Genomic DNA, 14,854 nt, shown 5'->3' on the forward strand with positions numbered 1-14,854 from the left:
GACTGGACAAAATAGTTGTTGAACAATATCTTGCGCAGATTGTTCAACAACCTGTATCGTCTCTCAAGACGACCATTGTGACACCAGTCACCCAAAGTAACGGACGGACCCATGGCAGACACCGGCACAAAACTGAACCTGAGCTCCTCAGCCCGGCGAACGGCTCTCCTCGGGGCCATGTTCCTCATGGCCACCAGCGCCATCGGGCCGGGCTTCATCACGCAGACCACGGTCTTCACGGCACAGATCGGCGCGGCCTTCGCGTTCGCGATCCTGGCCTCGATCCTCATTGACATCGCCGTCCAGATGAACGTCTGGCGCGTCATCGGTGTCACAGGCCTCCGGGCGCAGGAGCTCGGCAACAAGGTGATTCCCGGCGTCGGCTGGTTCCTCGCCGGCCTCGTCTTCCTGGGCGGCGTGGTCTTCAACATCGGCAACATCGCCGGTACGGGTCTGGGCGTCAATGCGATGATGGGCGTGGACCCCAAGGTAGGCGGCATCGCCTCCGCGCTGGTGGCCATCCTGATCTTCCTCAGCAAGAAGGCGGGCATGGCCCTGGACCGCGTTGTGGTGATGCTGGGCGCGCTCATGATCCTGCTGATGATCTACGTGGCCATCGTTGCCGCGCCTCCTGTGGGCGAAGCGCTGAAGAACACGTTCCTTCCCGAAACCGTTGACTTCCTGATCATCACCACGCTGGTGGGCGGCACCGTAGGCGGCTACATCACTTACGCCGGCGCGCACCGCATGCTGGACTCCGGCGCCACCGGCATCGAGCACGTCAAGGAAATCACCCGCAGCTCCGTACTGGGCATTCTGGTCACCGGCCTCATGCGCGTCCTGCTCTTCCTTGCCATTCTGGGCGTGGTGGCCGGCGGTACCGTGCTTTCCAGCAACAACATGGCGGCAGAAGCCTTCGGCGCAGCCGCTGGTGAGATAGGAATGAGGATGTTCGGAGTGGTCCTCTGGGCCGCCGCCATCACCTCCGTCATCGGCGCTGCGTTCACTTCCGTTTCATTCATCACCTCCTCCAGGACCCCGGAGCGCAAGCGCAACCTCATCACGGTCGCGTTCATTGCCGGCTGCGCCATCATTTACATGTTCCTTGGCCAGGCCCCGCAGCAGCTGCTGATCTTCGCCGGCGCCTTCAACGGCCTGATCCTCCCGGTGGGCTTCGCCGTCCTGCTCTGGGTGGCCTGGCGCCGCCGCGACCTCATGCACGGCTATGCCTACCCCAAGTGGCTGCTCATCGTCGGCGTCCTGACCTGGCTGCTGACCCTGTTTCTCGGCTGGAACTCGGTCATGGGCCTCGCCAAGCTGTGGGCATGATGCACCGCGCAACAGCACAACCCGCCGCGGCGCGCGAAGCGTTCCGCGGCGGGCTGGTGGAACCCACCGCAGGCTGGTCCCGGGGGTTTGCCCAGGCGAACGTCCTGGCCCTCCCGCGTGAACATGCCTTCGACTTCCTGCTTTTCGCCCAGCGCAACCCCAAGCCCTGCCCCATCCTGGGGGTGCTCGAACCCGGGCAAACCAGCGGGCCGCTCCTGGCCGGAGGGGACATCCGTACGGACGTGCCCAAGTACACGGTGTACCGGGACGGCGAAAAGGTGGACGAACCCACAGACATCCTGGAGCACTGGCGCGATGACCTGGTGACCTTCCTGATCGGATGCTCGTTCACCTTCGAAGCCGCCCTGCAGGACGGCGGGATCTCCATTGCGCACATCGACCAGGGTGTTAACGTGCCTATGTACCGCACCAACCGGGAGTGCGCCCCGGCCGGTTCGATGTCCGGGCCAATGGTGGTCTCCATGCGTCCGGTCCCCGCTGCCCAGGTGGCGGATGCGGTCCGGATCACCTCACGCTACCCGGCGGTCCACGGCGCGCCGGTGCATGTGGGAAACCCCGAGGAGCTGGGCATTACGGACCTGTCCCGCCCCCACTTTGGCGACGCAGTGCAGATTCCCGCCGGACACATCCCCGTGTTCTGGGCATGCGGTGTGACGCCCCAGGCCGCGGTGATGCAGTCGCGGCCGCCGCTGGCCATCGGCCACGCCCCGGGGCACATGCTCATCACGGACGCCCGGGACAGCGAGTACCTGATCCCCTGAAGGCGCGCGGACCGGCGTCCGTGCTGCATAATCGGGGGCGTGACTATCGCTTCCCTGATTGCCTTCGCGGGGCTGTGCCTCGTTCTGTCCCTGACGCCCGGGCCGGACACGTTCCTGGTGCTGCGAATTGCATTGAACCGGCCCAGTGCCGGCGTTGCGGCAGCGGCCGGCTCGGCGGGTGCCGCGATAGTCTGGGCCGCCCTGGTTGGCGTGGGCCTGGCTGCGCTCCTGGAGCAGTCCGCGGAACTCTTCCGCTGGCTCAAGATCGCGGGCGGCCTCTATCTGGTGTACCTCGGGGTTTCCTCCTTCATTAAGTCCCGGCGGGCCGCTAAGGCCGCCAAGACCGGACTTGCCGGAGAAGGAGGGGACACCCCGCTTCCTTACAGCAGGCTCTCCGCACTGGGGGCGGGGGCATTGTCAACACTGCTCAACCCCAAGGTCGGCCTGTTCTACCTCGCCGTGGTGCCCCAGTTCATCCCGCACGGCGGCGACACGATGGGCACGTCCCTGATCCTCGGCGTCGTCGTGGCGCTGATTGCCTTTGCCTATCTGTCGGTTGTTGCCGTGGTGGCGTTCAAGGCGATGCGGTGGCTGAAGCGCCCCAAGGTCAGCACCATCGTGGAACGGGCCAGCAGCGGGATCATCGCCGCGCTCGGCCTTGGCGTGGTGGCATCCGGCGCCACCAGCTAGGACGCCTCTCCCCGAAACCCTCTCTCACTTAATGCCGCTTTTATCGAAACCCTCTCTCACCCGGGGACTTGGACTTCCGGCTTTCCGCCGGTAAGTGAGAGAGGGTGCGGGATTTTGCCGCCTTAAGTGAGAGAGGGTCCTAGGCTCTTGCGCTGGAGAGCAGGTGCCCCAGCAGCTCGGCCTCGGCCGTGTCCAGGTACTCCCGAAGCTCCTGGGCGGCCTTCTCGTTCTCGCCGGCCCGCAGCCGCGTGACCAGCTGCACGTTGCGGTCCACGTAGTGGCTGTGGAAGTCCGGTGCGGAGGACATGGCATGGAAAACCAGGCGCATCTCGGCGAGCACCCGGTCCATCAGGGACTGCAACGTGTGGCTTCCGGTCAGTCCCACCACTTCGCGGTGGAAGGCCTGGTTGGCATCGGCCATCTCCGCCACCGACCCGGCGTCACGGGCTGCCTGCGCGCGCTGCACCACGGCCTCCATGGTGGCAAGGGTGGCGGGCGTGGGCGAGCTCCACATCACCGCTGCCGGCTCGATGGCGCGGCGGACGCGGTAGATTTCGCGGACTTCGTCCACTCCCGGGGATGACACGAACACTCCACGGTTCGGGATGCGGTGCACGATCGACTCGCTCGCCAGCGTAGTGAAGGCCTGCCGCAGGGTGTTCCGGGAGACTCCAAGGGCAGTAGAGAGCGACTGCTCGGAGAGCTTGGACCCGGGCGTCAGTTCACCGGCCGCGATCCGGTTGCGCAGCACGGATGCCACCCACGCCGTGGTGTGCGCGTGCTCGGCCATGCCGTCCAACCTGGTACCGTCCAACACCGTATCCATAGCCTTTCCCCCAATATCTCCGACCCTAAATCTTAACCGACCGTTCCGAGGACCTCTCCGCGCGCCACGGCAGCGCCGGGCTCCTGCGGTCCGCGGCTGAACGTGCCGGCCCCGGCGGCGGGAACCACCGTTTCCATCTTCATCGCCTCAAGCACAGCGACCGGTTGTCCGGCACCCACTTCGGCGCCGTCGTCGGCCAGCCACTTCACCAGGTTCCCGCCCATCGGGGCGGTCACCACACCGTCCGCGGCCGCCGTCCCGGGAGCAGCGGAATGGTCGACGGCGGCGCCCCCACCGTGCATGAGCGCGTTGAAGACCTTCGCGGGGAGACCCAGCTGCACGGCCTTCCCGTCCAGCTCCACCGTGAGTGTCTCGCGCTTGGCCAGGGGGCCTTCCACGCCGCTTTCGAGTGCGGCGGCCAGGCGGGTGGCGAAGGCGGACTCGATCCAGGTGGTGTAGACGCCCAGGCGGTCCCCGGCGGTGAAATCGGCGTCGCGGACCACGGCCCGGTGGAACGGGACCACGGTGGGGACGCCTTCGATGCGGAGCTCGTCCAGGGCGGCGCGGGCCCGGCGCAGGGCCTGGGCGCGGTCGGCGCCGTGGACGATCAGCTTGGCCATCAGGGAGTCGTATTCGGACGGGATCACGGAGCCGGAGCGGACACCCGAGTCCACGCGGATGCCGGCGCCGGTTGGCGCCTCGAACACGTCCACGGGGCCGGGGGAGGGCAGGAAGCCGCGGCCGGCGTCCTCGGCGTTGAGCCGGAACTCGAAGGCGTGGCCCACGGGCACCGGATCCTCAGTGATGGACACCGGCAGGCCAGCCGCGATCCGGAACTGTTCGCGGACCAGGTCGATTCCGGAGGTTTCCTCCGTGACCGGGTGCTCCACCTGGAGCCGGGTGTTGACCTCCAGGAACGAGATCACGCCGTCCGGCGCCACCAGGTACTCCACGGTGCCGGCGCCGGTGTAGCCGGCTTCGCGGCAGATGGCGCGGGCGGATTCGTGGATGCGGCTGCGCTGCTCGTCCGTCAGGAACGGCGCCGGTGCTTCTTCAACGAGCTTCTGGTTGCGGCGCTGCAGCGAGCAGTCGCGCGTGCCCACCACCACCACGTTGCCGTGCGTGTCTGCCAGGACCTGTGCCTCCACGTGCCGGGGCTTGTCCAGGAACCGTTCCACGAAGCACTCGCCGCGGCCGAACGCCACGGTTGCCTCACGGACGGCTGAATCGAACGCGTCCTCGATGTCCTCGAGCCGGTAGGCGATCTTGAGGCCACGGCCGCCGCCGCCGAAGGCCGCCTTGATGGCCACCGGCACACCGAACTCCTCGGCGAAGGCGCGCACCTCGGACGCGTCCGCCACGGGTCCGTCCGAGCCGGGCACCAGCGGAGCGCCGGCGCGGACCGCGATCTCCCGGGCGGTGACCTTGTTGCCCAGGCTCCGGATGGCCTGCGGCGACGGGCCCACCCAGGTCAGTCCGGCGTCGAGCACCGCCTGCGCAAAGTCAGCGTTCTCCGAGAGGAAGCCGTACCCCGGGTGCACGGCGTCGGCGCCCGCCCGCGTGGCCACGGCCAGCAGTTTTTCAATGTTCAGGTAAGTGTCGGAGCTGGCTGAGCCCTCCAGCGCGTAGGCCTCGTCACTGAGCCGCACGTGCAGCGCGTCGGCGTCCGGGTCCGAGTAGACAGCGACGGAGGCCAGCTCTGCATCGGCGCAGGCGCGGGCGATCCGGACAGCAATTTCACCACGGTTGGCGATAAGTACTTTTTTCATGGTGGCTTCTTTCACAGGCTCGGAGCGGAGGTCAGGGGCTGCAGCGTTTCGGGGTCCACGGCAACAAACCGGAGGGAAGTGCCGGGCGGAAGCTGCGCCGCTGCGGGCAGGTCCTCCGGGATGACGGCGCCGATCACCGGGTAGCCGCCGGTCACCGGGTGGTCCGCAAGGAACAGGACAGGAAGGCCCGACGGCGGGACCTGCAGTGACCCGGCCACCACGCCTTCGCTGGGCAGTTCCTCGGTCCGCGACCGTTCCAGCGCGGCTCCCGTTCCGGTGGTGCCCAGGCGGAGGCCGATCCGGTTGGATTCCGGAGTCACGGACCAGATCTGGGCCGTGAGGGCTTCGCGGGACCCGGGGGTGAACCAATCGTCGCGGGGGCCGGTGGTGATCCGCAGGACCACGGGCCGGTCCATGGCGCCGGCGGCAATGTCGTCGGGGAGGGTGGACGGTTCCGGATCGCCAACGATCCGGCCGCGGGCCACCTCGCCCACCGGGAGTACGGTCCCGTCGGCCAGGGGCTCCGGCCCGATGCCGGACATGAGGTCCGTGGACCGGCTGCCCAGTGCCGCCGGGACGTTGATTCCGCCACGGACGGCCAGGTAGGTGCGCAGTCCGGCGGTGGGCCGGTCCAGGCGCAGGAACTCGCCGTCGTGCAGGGCGAAGGGTGCGTACATGGGGGCGGGACGGGAGCCGTGCGGTCCCTCGATCTCCGCCGGGGCGGGTGCTCCGCTCAAGGCTGCGGTGAGCTCGCCGCGGGCCTTGACGGTGAGGCCGCCGAAGACGTTTTCAATCACGGCATCGCCGGGCGGGTTTCCGGCCAGCCGGTTGGCCTGCCGGGCACTGGCCGTGTCCGCGGCGCCGGCGGCGGAGACGCCCAGGTCGCGGTAGCCGGCCCGGCCCAAGTCCTGGATCAGGGACTGCGGGCCGGGGATGACGATCTCGAGGGCCGGGCCGGCGCTGGTTTCAGCCTTTGCGGGTGCGTTTGCCTGCGGGGCGGCCGGGGCCCCGCCGGCCGGTTCGGAGACCTCCACGAGTTCGCGGACGGCCACGTACTGGACGGTGCAGCCGGGGCGGATCAGCGCGGGCTGGTCCCGGTCCAGGTCCCACATCCGCGCCGCGGTGCGCCCGATAAGCTGCCAGCCGCCGGGGGAACTGCGCGGGTAGACGGCGGAGAAGTTGCCGGCCAGCGCCACTGATCCGGCGGGAACGGAGGTCCTCGGGGTGCTCCGGCGCGGGACGTTCAGGGATTGGCTCTCGCCCACCAGGTAGGCGAAGCCCGGCGCGAAGCCACCGAACGCGGCGGTCCACAGCTGGCCGGTGTGGGCTGCCACCACACCATCGGCACCCAGGCCGGTGAGGCGGCCCACCTCGGCGAGGTCCTCGCCGCCGTACACCACTTCGATCCGCACCGGATCAGCGGAGGAGGCCGCATCGGCGGAGGGGCTGCTGTCCAAAAGCGCGACGGCGGCGCGCGCCGCCTGCGCGTTGGCGCGGGAATCGAACACGGCCAGGACGGTCCGCGCAGCCGCGAGGACGTCCACCTGGCCGGCCGGCGGGTGTTCCAGCAGCTGGGCATGGAGGGCCAGCACGTGTTCCAGGGAGCCGAGCTCGATGAGCAGTGCGCGGGGTCCGGCCCAGCGGATGTCCGGGGAACTCACACGAAGCTCCGGATGGTGACGCCGGCGGCCTCGAGTTCGCGCCGGACGGCCGCGGACATGGAGACCGCGCCGGCGGTGTCGCCGTGCAGGCAAATGCTTTCGGCGGAGGTGCGGATCACGGAGCCGTCGCGGGCCACGATGGTGCCCTCGGTGGCCAGCCGGACCATGTTGGCCGCCACCGCGTCCTCGTCGTGGAGCACGGCGTCCGGTTCCCTGCGGGACACCAAGGTGCCGTCCGGGTTGTAGGCGCGGTCCGCGAAGGCCTCCGCGACACCGCGCAGGCCGGCTGCCTCGGCGGCAGTGAGCGCGACGGAGCCCGGCAGGAGCAGCAGCGGGAGGTCCCCGCCGAAAGCCTTGACGGCGTCGACCACGGCCTGGGCGTGCACCTGGTGGGTGACGATGGTGTTGTAGAGGGCGCCGTGGGGCTTGACGTAGCGGATCCGGCCGCCCGCCGCCCTGGCCAGCGCGTCCAGGGCCCCGAGCTGGTACAGGACATCATCGGCGAGTTCGGTGGGGGAGCAGTCCAGGAAGCGGCGGCCGAAGCCGGCAAGGTCCCGGTAGCCCACGTGCGCTCCAATGGTGATGCCGGCCGCTACGGCGTCGCGGCAGGTCTGGGCAATGGTGGAGGGGTCCCCGGCGTGGAAGCCGCAGGCCACATTGGCGCTCGAGACCGAGCGGAACATCGCGGCGTCGTCACCCATCGTCCAGTTGCCGAACGATTCCCCGACGTCGCTGTTGAGGTCAATGAAGGCCATGGTGATTCCCGTCTCCTTTTAAGTGGTCTCCCTAGGATGCACGAGAATCACAGATTGTTCAACAATTTATCCGTGTCCACCTGCCCACCCCTCGCGAGGTGGCAGTTCGCGGCAGTGTTTCCCGCAAGCACTGCCGCGAAATGCCACCTCGCGGGGGAAGAGGGGCGGGGAAACGCGCAGCCAAAGGCGTTGCCGGCGGGGGACCACTCTGCCATCCTGTGGGTAAGGGAGAGTCCGGCGTCCAAAGCGACAGGACAGGACCATGCCTCTTTATCTTTCAAAGTTCAGTTACACGCCGGAGACGTGGTCGCGGCTGATCGACCATCCCGAGGACAGGCGGATGGCAGCGCAGGCCTATATCGAGTCGGTGGGCGGAAAGCTCCATGGATTCTGGTACGGATTTGGCGCCCATGACGGCTACAACCTGTGGGAGGCGCCCGACAACGTCTCCATGGCAGCCGTTGCCCTGGCGATCAGCGGGGGAGGAGCGTTAAGCTCCTTCGACACCACCGTGCTGCTGACCGTCGAGGAGACGATGGAGGCGCTCCGGACGGCCGGCGGCATCAGATATCGGCCGCCGGGTTCGGCGTAAGGGTGGACGGAGTCCCGGTGGGGGGCTAGAAGACGGACCAGCCTGTCTGTTCGGAGAGGTCGGCCAGGGCCGCCGTGCCCGCGAGTGAATTTCCCTTGGCGTCAAGCCGGGGGCTCCAGACGCAAATGGTGCAGATGCCGGGAACCACCACCAGGATTCCGCCGCCCACTCCGCTCTTGCCGGGCAGGCCCACGCGGTAGGCGAACTCGCCGGCCGCGTCGTACATACCGCACGTGAGCATGATGGAGCCGATCCTCTTGGCCTGGCTTCGGGACAGCACGGTCCCCCGCCTGCCCTGGCCGTCCCGGGCGAGGAACAGGGCTGCCCTGGCAAGGCCGGTGCAGGTCATCATGATTGAGCACTGCCGCACGTAGTTTTCCACCACGGCTTCCGCCGGCGCCACGAGGTTGCCGAAGTCCTTGAGGAAATGGGCCAGCGCGAGGTTGCGGCTGCTGCGGGCAAGCTCGCCCGCAGCAGCGGCCTCGTCAATGTACGGTGTGCCGCCCACACTCCCGGGCCCTGTGCCTCCCGCCTGTTCGGTGAGGAACCGCACGAGCTGCGCGGCGGCGTCGGACGTTTCTTGCATCAGGTGGTCCGTCACCACCAGGGCGCCCGCATTGATAAACGGATTCCGGGGGATGCCGAGTTCCGCCTCCAGTTGCACGAGCGAGTTGAAGGACGTGCCCGATGGCTCGCGGAGGACCCGGGACCACAGCGTTTCGGGATTGCTGCTTTGGAGGGCAAGGGCCAAGGTGAACACCTTGGAGATGCTTTGGATGGAGAAGGGCACGCCTGCGTCACCGGAACTGAATACGTCGCCGGACGTGGTGGCCACGGCGATTCCGAACCTGTCGTAGGGGACGGTGGACAGGAACGGGATGTTCGCGGGGGTGCGGCCACCCTCCTGGCGCGGCCTGTGCCTGCGCACTATATCCGCAAGCAGCGGGGCCAGTGGCGGGGCATCGAGTGCGGTGGTCATGAGGTGCTTTCGTTCTTTGGGTGCTTAGCTGCCCATTCCTGCAGGTGCAGCAGGGTCACCAGGGCGTCACGCGGGTTGCCGAAGGCCAGGCCGGTGGAGCGGGCCGCCTTGCTGACGCGGTAGTAAACGGTGTTCTTATGGAGGACCAGGCGTCGCGCCGCTTCCGCCACGTCCAGGCACGCGTCAAAGTAGGCCTGCAGGGTCAGCGCGAGTTCGCGGTCAGTCGCCAGCAGCGCCGCTAGTTTGCGGTGCCGGAACGGCGAGGAGGTGAAGTTCTCCACGGCCTCGCGGAAGAGGACTTCTCCTTCGAAGCCGTCCAGCGTGGCTACCCGGGTGTCGTCGGCAGTAGCCGCACAGGCCAGCAGCGCCTCGGCTGTGAGCGTAACCGAATGGAGGGCGGCCAGCTCCGGGACCAGGGGGCTGATTGCGGCAAAGGGGTGGATGCCCAGGTGCTTTCCCGCGTCGCGGATGATCGCTTCGGCCAGCGAGCGCAGCCCGGCCTCGGCTCCGGCGGTTTGCAGGCCCGGAACGACCACGGCCGGCTGGCCCTTGTGTTGGCCGACCACCGCCGAGGTTTTGTACGCGGCGGCGTGGATGGAAGCGAGGTTAGCGAGCTCGCCCTGTTTGAGTGCGGCGTCATCGGCCTGTGATTCGGTTGCCGGCAGGCCGAGAAGGATGAGGGCAGCGGGACGGTCTTCGGGAATTTTTTCGCTGCGTGCGCTTGCGGCGGCCTCGTCCGGACCCGAGAGAAGCCGTGCAATGCGGTCCTCCTGCATATGCACCGACTGCTGGTTGCGGTAGCGGATGAGCTCAGCCGAGGCCCTGGCAGCCGCGCCGCTGAGGACGTAGTCGATGTCCGGCCCGAACCCCTCGCCGGTTTCCTGCAGCCAGATGTACCCCATGATGCGCTTGCCGGCGAACAGCGCCACCGCGACACGTTCGCGGAGTCCGTCCTGCGGCCTTGCCGGGACCCGCACCGGGAGCCGGGTGCGGTGGAGTTCGCGGTAGGCGCCAAGGTCCTTGAGCAGCAGTTCATACTTGCGCGGACCCCGCCGGGCCAGGATGGAGGCCTTGCGGAGCTCGTCGATGTCATTCGAGACGGTGGAATAGGCAAGGAGCTTGTTGGCTGCGTCCTCGATGACCACATGGCTGGAGGTAAGCCGGGCGGTCGTCTGCGCAATGGCGAACAGGTCCTCTTCGAGGAGGGTCAGGACTTCGCTCTGGTAGCTGCGGGGCTGGGTCCGGTCCTTGGCGATCGACAGCAGCCGGTCCCAGTCCGCGCCGGGATCCACCAGGAGCAGGCCGGTCCCGGCAGCGCGGAGCAGTTCCTCGGCGTCCGCCAGGTCCTCGCGGGTTCCCTTCACCGCCACCACCGGCGGCGGGGTGGCCAGGAGCCGCCGCAGGGCGGGCAGGGCGGCGCGGCCGCGTACTCCGATGAGCAGGACGAAGGCCGAGTCCGAGTCCGCCGGCCCGTCATCGGCGTCGAGGATCATGAACCGCTCAATCGCAGACTCCGGCACTGCCGGCCGCAGGATCAGGCTGGCGAAACCTACAGGGAGGTCCGAGAGGATATCGTCCACCGTCAGCGCGGCCATGGGCTCCCTTTAGAGTCGATCCACCGGACGCCTCTGTCCGGTCACCACATGGTATCGAGCGCACCGGGCCCTAAATATGGAACCTGGCCCAACCGGTACGGACTTTCTTTGGTCCGCGTTCCGAACCGCCGGCTCCCATACGATGCCAAACAACGGAAGTCCCGTGTTACGTTTCCGTAAACTGGGAGGAAGAACGGTCCCGCGGGAAACGCGGTCTAAGGAGATGACGTGGCAACAGCGCCGGCAGCGGTTTCGCCTGCAGGGTTTGGTGCGCGAATCCGTTCCGAGGCGCTCCAATCGCGGATCATGGACCTCATCCTGGAACGCGGCCTGGATGTCGGTGATGCGCTGCCCACGGAGAATGAGCTCTCCTCCGAGCTGGGCGTAGGCCGCAACACCGTCCGCGAGTCCCTCAAGGTCCTTCAGGCACTCGGAGTGATAGAGATCCGCCACGGCTTCGGCATGTTCGTTGCCCCCAACAACCTCAGCGCGCTTGCGTCCGGACTGGCGTTCCGCGGCCGCCTCTCCCTGCGCCACAACGGCGAAGAAGTCATGGAGCTCATCGACGTCCGGCAGGCCCTCGAATCCGGCCTGATCGGCCCAGCTATCGAACTTCTCACCGAAGAACACCTGGCCGGCCTTAAAGAGGCCATGGAAGCCATGCAGGAAGCCGCGTTGGAGGGCAGGCCATTGGCCGGGCACGACGCCGAATTCCACCGTTGCCTCTACGCTCCCCTTGGAAATCAGGTGCTGAACAGCCTCATGGACGTCCTCTGGCAGGTGCACCGGCAGATTCACCAGGCGCTGGGTTCCGGCCGCGGCAACCCCGAGGAGCAGGCGCAGGCTTACCGGGACATCTACGAAGCGGTGGCCAACCGGGACAAGGCGCTCGCCTCCGAGCGGCTGCAGCGCCACTTCGACGGCATCCGCCGCGAGCTCCGGGACGTTGCCCGCCAGGGCGTTTAGCTATCAAGGGTTCATTGCCAGGGATGCTTCATGTGGCCGAACGGCATGGCCGGCGGCGGGTGGGCGCAGCCTCTCTTGCCACTGCAGTATGCCCCGCTCCCGCACGTTCCTAATGGGATCCCGAGCCTGGCATCGTTTGGACAAACGGGAGGGTGACGCGGCTGTCCGAGGTGACCCGGGAACGGGAATCTCCACTGCTACACTCTGCTCATGACCGGGCTTCCCTTCGCGGGAGACGGGCTGGTGCACGCCGGCTTGTTGGGGCTGGGAATCCTCGCAGCCCTCCTGTTCTATGCCTATGAGAAGCGGCGCAGGGGCCTAACCGATCCCCGGCTGTGGCCGATCGCGGGTTTCGCCATCGCCTTTGGGGCCCTCGGATCGAGACTGCTGACGTGGGACTTTTCCCGGCAGATGTCCCTCGCTGACTGGTGGGGCAACGGCGACCGAAGCATCCTCGCGGGCCTGGTGGGCGCCTGGCTCGGTGTCCACGTGGGTAAACGGCTGACAGGTTACCGTGAATCGACCGGTGACCTGCTGGCCCCAGCGGTTGCCCTGGCCCTGATCATGGGGCGCATCGGGTGTCTCCTTACCGAACTGCCCGGCACCCCCACCGGGGGAACATGGGGGATTATGCTGACGCCGTCCCAGGCGGCAATGCTGGGTGGAGTCCCCGGCGTAGGGCTCCACCCCTCCTTTGCCTATGAAATCGTGTTCCATATGGCCGCGTTCGCGCTCATGTGGCGGTATAGGGACCGCCTTCACCGGGCCGGCGACCTGTTCGTCTCCTATGTCACCGCCTACGCCTTGTTCCGCTTCGGCGTCGAGTTCGTCCGCGGCAACGAAATCATTTGGCTGGGGATGAGCCGTCCCCAGTGGTTCCTCATCGTGATCCTCCCCCTGCTGCTCTGGCGGATGCTGCGGGTATTGGGGAAACCTCTCCGCCCGAAATTGGAGGAAAGACCAGCATGAGCGAGGACAGTTCCGACGTTCCGCAGGACCCGCCGCCGCATCGGGAGGAGCCCCAGCCCATTCGCGGCTTGATGGCGCTCGGGATCCTGGTGGGGGCAGTTGCCCTCTACGCCCTCTATTTCGGGACAACTGCGGGTATTGCTCCGGACCAGGGCTATAGAACCTTCCTCGCCGGGCCCGCGGTGTTCATACCCATTGCGGTCTATCTGGCCGTCGCGGGCATTCTGACGGTCCGGCCGCGCACTTCGCAGTTGGGCGCGGGACTGTTGATTGGCCTTGGTGTCTTCACTTTGCTCGGCGGCGGCGTCTGCGTCATGGCACTGTCGCAGATGAGGGCTTGAGATGAGCGGGCTCTCTTCCCGGCAGGCGCTGCCGGGTCCCGGACAGCCGCTGCGCGGTGACCGCATCCACCGGTACGTCACGGCGTTCTGTCCCCAGTGCCACGAAGCGAATCTCCCGCTTGAAGAGGTTCGGCGGCTCTCCGGTGCGCTGCTGATCCGCGATGACCGGGTCTGGCTTGAACGCGGCTGTCCGGATCACGGGCTTGTCAGGACGTTATACGACGAGTCCCCGGAAATTCTGCGCTATCTGGAGAGGTGGCAGGCGCCCACGAAGCAACACATCCCGGACCAGGACGGCAACTATCGTCCGGTCCCCGCGGCCTATGCCTACGGGCTGCCCGCCATGCAGACGCAGCATACGTGCATACTCCTGCAGGACATCATTGAGCACTGCAATCTGCGCTGTCCAACGTGCTTCACCGCCTCGGGACCTCAGCTGCAGGGAGTCGCACCGCTCAGCGAAGTCCTCGCCAATATCGACACCCGGCTTGCCCGCGAAAACGGGCGGCTGGACGTGCTGATGCTCTCCGGCGGCGAACCGACGCTGTATCCCTATCTGTCCGAACTTCTGGACGAGCTCGTTGCCCGGCCGATCGTCCGGATTATGGTGAACAGCAATGGCATGCTGATAGCCACCGACGACGAACTGCTGGCACTGCTGGCCTGTCACCGGGACCGTGTCGAGGTCTACCTCCAATACGACGGCCCGTCCAGGGAAGCATCCATCCACCACCGGGGCGGGGACCTGACCCGGTTCAAAGACCTGGCCATCGAGCGGCTGTCCGAGGCAGGTATCTTCACCACCCTAACGATGACGGCGGCCCTCGGCGTCAACGACGGCGAGGTGGGCGCCGTCGTTATGAGGGCTTTGGAAACCCCGTTCGTGGGTGGTGTCGCGCTGCAGCCGGTGTTCGGTTCCGGGCGCGGCCACGGCATCGACCCGATGGACAGGCTTACTCATACGGGCGTGCTGGACCGGCTCGAAGAGCAAACCGGTGGGGTGGTCTCATGGCACGACCTGACAGCCCTTCCGTGCTCACATCCGCATTGTGCATCCGTGGGCTACATGCTGAAGGACGACGCAGGGGTTTGGCGCTCACTGACAGCGCTCATCGGGCACGACCAATTGCTCGCCTGGTTGGAACTCAACCCCGACACCATCGCCAACCGCATCGCCGACAGCGCCATTCCACTCGAGCTGCGCAACCTCATGAAGACGTCACTGCTGGACCTGCTCAGTGAGCAGTCCTCGCTGTCCCACCCGCGGACATTGGATCTTTGGAAGAACGTCTGCACCCAGTGCGACCTCGGCATCGGTACCCTGACCACCCTGGCTGCCGGCAAGCTTCCAGGGCAGCAGCAGCGCCTGCGCCGGCTCCTCGGCGAACGGATCACCCGGATAATGGTCAAGCCCTTCATGGACATCTCGACCATGATCGAGGAACGGCTCACGCAGTGCTGCGTGCACGTGGGCACAAAGAGCGACGCCGGCGATCACCAGTGTGCCCCGTTCTGCGCTGTCCAGGCCTGGCCCGCCCTGGCCAGGCATCGGATGAGCACAGCCACGGGCACCCGGCTCCTCCCGGTCCGGCAGGTCTGA

Annotated in this window: 14 protein-coding genes; 8 read left to right on the forward strand and 6 right to left on the reverse strand. The window is 67.2% G+C overall.

What is annotated here, in order from left to right:
• Nucleotides 1-111: 111 nt before the first annotated feature.
• From ACIQCM_RS13520 to ACIQCM_RS13530, 3 genes are read left to right on the forward strand one after another with little or no spacing between them, the layout of a single operon-like run.
• Entirely contained in the window at nt 112-1,329 is a 1,218-nt protein-coding gene (locus ACIQCM_RS13520; protein WP_400606766.1) for an NRAMP family divalent metal transporter, read from the forward strand.
• Complete coding sequence (locus tag ACIQCM_RS13525) at nt 1,326-2,111, forward strand: putative hydro-lyase (protein WP_400606768.1); 786 nt, start codon at nt 1,326-1,328, stop codon at nt 2,109-2,111. The genes ACIQCM_RS13520 and ACIQCM_RS13525 overlap by 4 nt, the downstream gene beginning before the upstream one ends.
• 39 nt (nt 2,112-2,150) lie before the next feature.
• On the forward strand, nt 2,151-2,801 hold the full coding sequence (locus ACIQCM_RS13530) for a LysE family translocator (protein ID WP_400606770.1): 651 nt from the start codon (nt 2,151-2,153) through the stop codon (nt 2,799-2,801).
• Between the two features lie 139 nt (nt 2,802-2,940).
• Here the strand turns inward: ACIQCM_RS13530 and ACIQCM_RS13535 are convergent, their stop codons facing one another.
• Genes ACIQCM_RS13535 through ACIQCM_RS13550 form a run of 4 tightly spaced genes read right to left on the reverse strand, consistent with a single transcriptional unit; the run spans nt 2,941 to nt 7,812 of the window.
• On the reverse strand, nt 2,941-3,627 hold the full coding sequence (locus tag ACIQCM_RS13535) for a GntR family transcriptional regulator (protein WP_400606773.1): 687 nt from the start codon (nt 3,625-3,627) through the stop codon (nt 2,941-2,943).
• A gap of 32 nt (nt 3,628-3,659) precedes the next feature.
• A complete protein-coding gene (locus ACIQCM_RS13540; protein WP_400606776.1) occupies nt 3,660-5,396 on the reverse strand; it encodes an acetyl/propionyl/methylcrotonyl-CoA carboxylase subunit alpha in 1,737 nt (578 codons plus the stop codon).
• An 11-nt stretch (nt 5,397-5,407) separates the two neighbouring features.
• Nucleotides 5,408-7,057, reverse strand: a complete 1,650-nt coding sequence (locus tag ACIQCM_RS13545) for a 5-oxoprolinase/urea amidolyase family protein (protein WP_400606778.1) — start codon at nt 7,055-7,057, stop codon at nt 5,408-5,410.
• A complete protein-coding gene (locus ACIQCM_RS13550) occupies nt 7,054-7,812 on the reverse strand; it encodes a LamB/YcsF family protein (RefSeq protein ID WP_400606780.1) in 759 nt (252 codons plus the stop codon). The genes ACIQCM_RS13545 and ACIQCM_RS13550 overlap by 4 nt, the downstream gene beginning before the upstream one ends.
• A gap of 262 nt (nt 7,813-8,074) precedes the next feature.
• Between ACIQCM_RS13550 and ACIQCM_RS13555 the strand changes: the two genes are divergently transcribed.
• Entirely contained in the window at nt 8,075-8,404 is a 330-nt protein-coding gene (locus ACIQCM_RS13555; protein ID WP_400606782.1) for a GYD domain-containing protein, read from the forward strand.
• Between the two features lie 25 nt (nt 8,405-8,429).
• Here the strand turns inward: ACIQCM_RS13555 and ACIQCM_RS13560 are convergent, their stop codons facing one another.
• A complete protein-coding gene (locus tag ACIQCM_RS13560) occupies nt 8,430-9,383 on the reverse strand; it encodes a glutaminase (RefSeq protein ID WP_400606784.1) in 954 nt (317 codons plus the stop codon).
• Nucleotides 9,380-10,978, reverse strand: coding sequence for a PucR family transcriptional regulator (locus ACIQCM_RS13565; protein WP_400606787.1), 1,599 nt, complete (start codon nt 10,976-10,978; stop codon nt 9,380-9,382). The genes ACIQCM_RS13560 and ACIQCM_RS13565 overlap by 4 nt, the downstream gene beginning before the upstream one ends.
• 228 nt (nt 10,979-11,206) lie before the next feature.
• On the opposite strand from ACIQCM_RS13565, the gene ACIQCM_RS13570 reads away from it, so the two are divergent.
• The 4 genes from ACIQCM_RS13570 to ACIQCM_RS13585 all read left to right on the forward strand — a co-directional run bounded on the left by ACIQCM_RS13570 (nt 11,207) and on the right by ACIQCM_RS13585 (nt 14,854).
• Complete coding sequence (locus ACIQCM_RS13570; RefSeq protein WP_400606788.1) at nt 11,207-11,944, forward strand: FadR/GntR family transcriptional regulator; 738 nt, start codon at nt 11,207-11,209, stop codon at nt 11,942-11,944.
• Between the two features lie 210 nt (nt 11,945-12,154).
• Nucleotides 12,155-12,913, forward strand: coding sequence for a prolipoprotein diacylglyceryl transferase (locus ACIQCM_RS13575; protein ID WP_400606790.1), 759 nt, complete (start codon nt 12,155-12,157; stop codon nt 12,911-12,913).
• Nucleotides 12,910-13,254, forward strand: a complete 345-nt coding sequence (locus tag ACIQCM_RS13580; RefSeq protein ID WP_400606792.1) for a hypothetical protein — start codon at nt 12,910-12,912, stop codon at nt 13,252-13,254. Before ACIQCM_RS13575 ends, ACIQCM_RS13580 begins: the two co-directional genes overlap by 4 nt.
• 1 nt (nt 13,255) lies before the next feature.
• Nucleotides 13,256-14,854 (forward strand): radical SAM protein, encoded by a 1,599-nt coding sequence (locus ACIQCM_RS13585; protein ID WP_400606794.1) that lies wholly within the window; start codon nt 13,256-13,258, stop codon nt 14,852-14,854.

The sequence above is a fragment of the Pseudarthrobacter sp. NPDC092439 genome, assembly GCF_044754945.1.
Lineage (GTDB): Bacteria > Actinomycetota > Actinomycetes > Actinomycetales > Micrococcaceae > Arthrobacter.

Coding starts and splice junctions, on each gene's coding strand:
- ACIQCM_RS13520 (WP_400606766.1), top strand. CDS start 112: ATGGCAGACACCGGCACAAAACTGAACCTGAGCTCCTCAGCCCGGCGA.
- ACIQCM_RS13525 (WP_400606768.1), top strand. CDS start 1,326: ATGATGCACCGCGCAACAGCACAACCCGCCGCGGCGCGCGAAGCGTTC.
- ACIQCM_RS13535 (WP_400606773.1), bottom strand. CDS start 3,627: ATGGATACGGTGTTGGACGGTACCAGGTTGGACGGCATGGCCGAGCAC.
- ACIQCM_RS13540 (WP_400606776.1), bottom strand. CDS start 5,396: ATGAAAAAAGTACTTATCGCCAACCGTGGTGAAATTGCTGTCCGGATC.
- ACIQCM_RS13550 (WP_400606780.1), bottom strand. CDS start 7,812: ATGGCCTTCATTGACCTCAACAGCGACGTCGGGGAATCGTTCGGCAAC.
- ACIQCM_RS13555 (WP_400606782.1), top strand. CDS start 8,075: ATGCCTCTTTATCTTTCAAAGTTCAGTTACACGCCGGAGACGTGGTCG.
- ACIQCM_RS13560 (WP_400606784.1), bottom strand. CDS start 9,383: ATGACCACCGCACTCGATGCCCCGCCACTGGCCCCGCTGCTTGCGGAT.
- ACIQCM_RS13565 (WP_400606787.1), bottom strand. CDS start 10,978: ATGGCCGCGCTGACGGTGGACGATATCCTCTCGGACCTCCCTGTAGGT.
- ACIQCM_RS13575 (WP_400606790.1), top strand. CDS start 12,155: ATGACCGGGCTTCCCTTCGCGGGAGACGGGCTGGTGCACGCCGGCTTG.
- ACIQCM_RS13580 (WP_400606792.1), top strand. CDS start 12,910: ATGAGCGAGGACAGTTCCGACGTTCCGCAGGACCCGCCGCCGCATCGG.
- ACIQCM_RS13585 (WP_400606794.1), top strand. CDS start 13,256: ATGAGCGGGCTCTCTTCCCGGCAGGCGCTGCCGGGTCCCGGACAGCCG.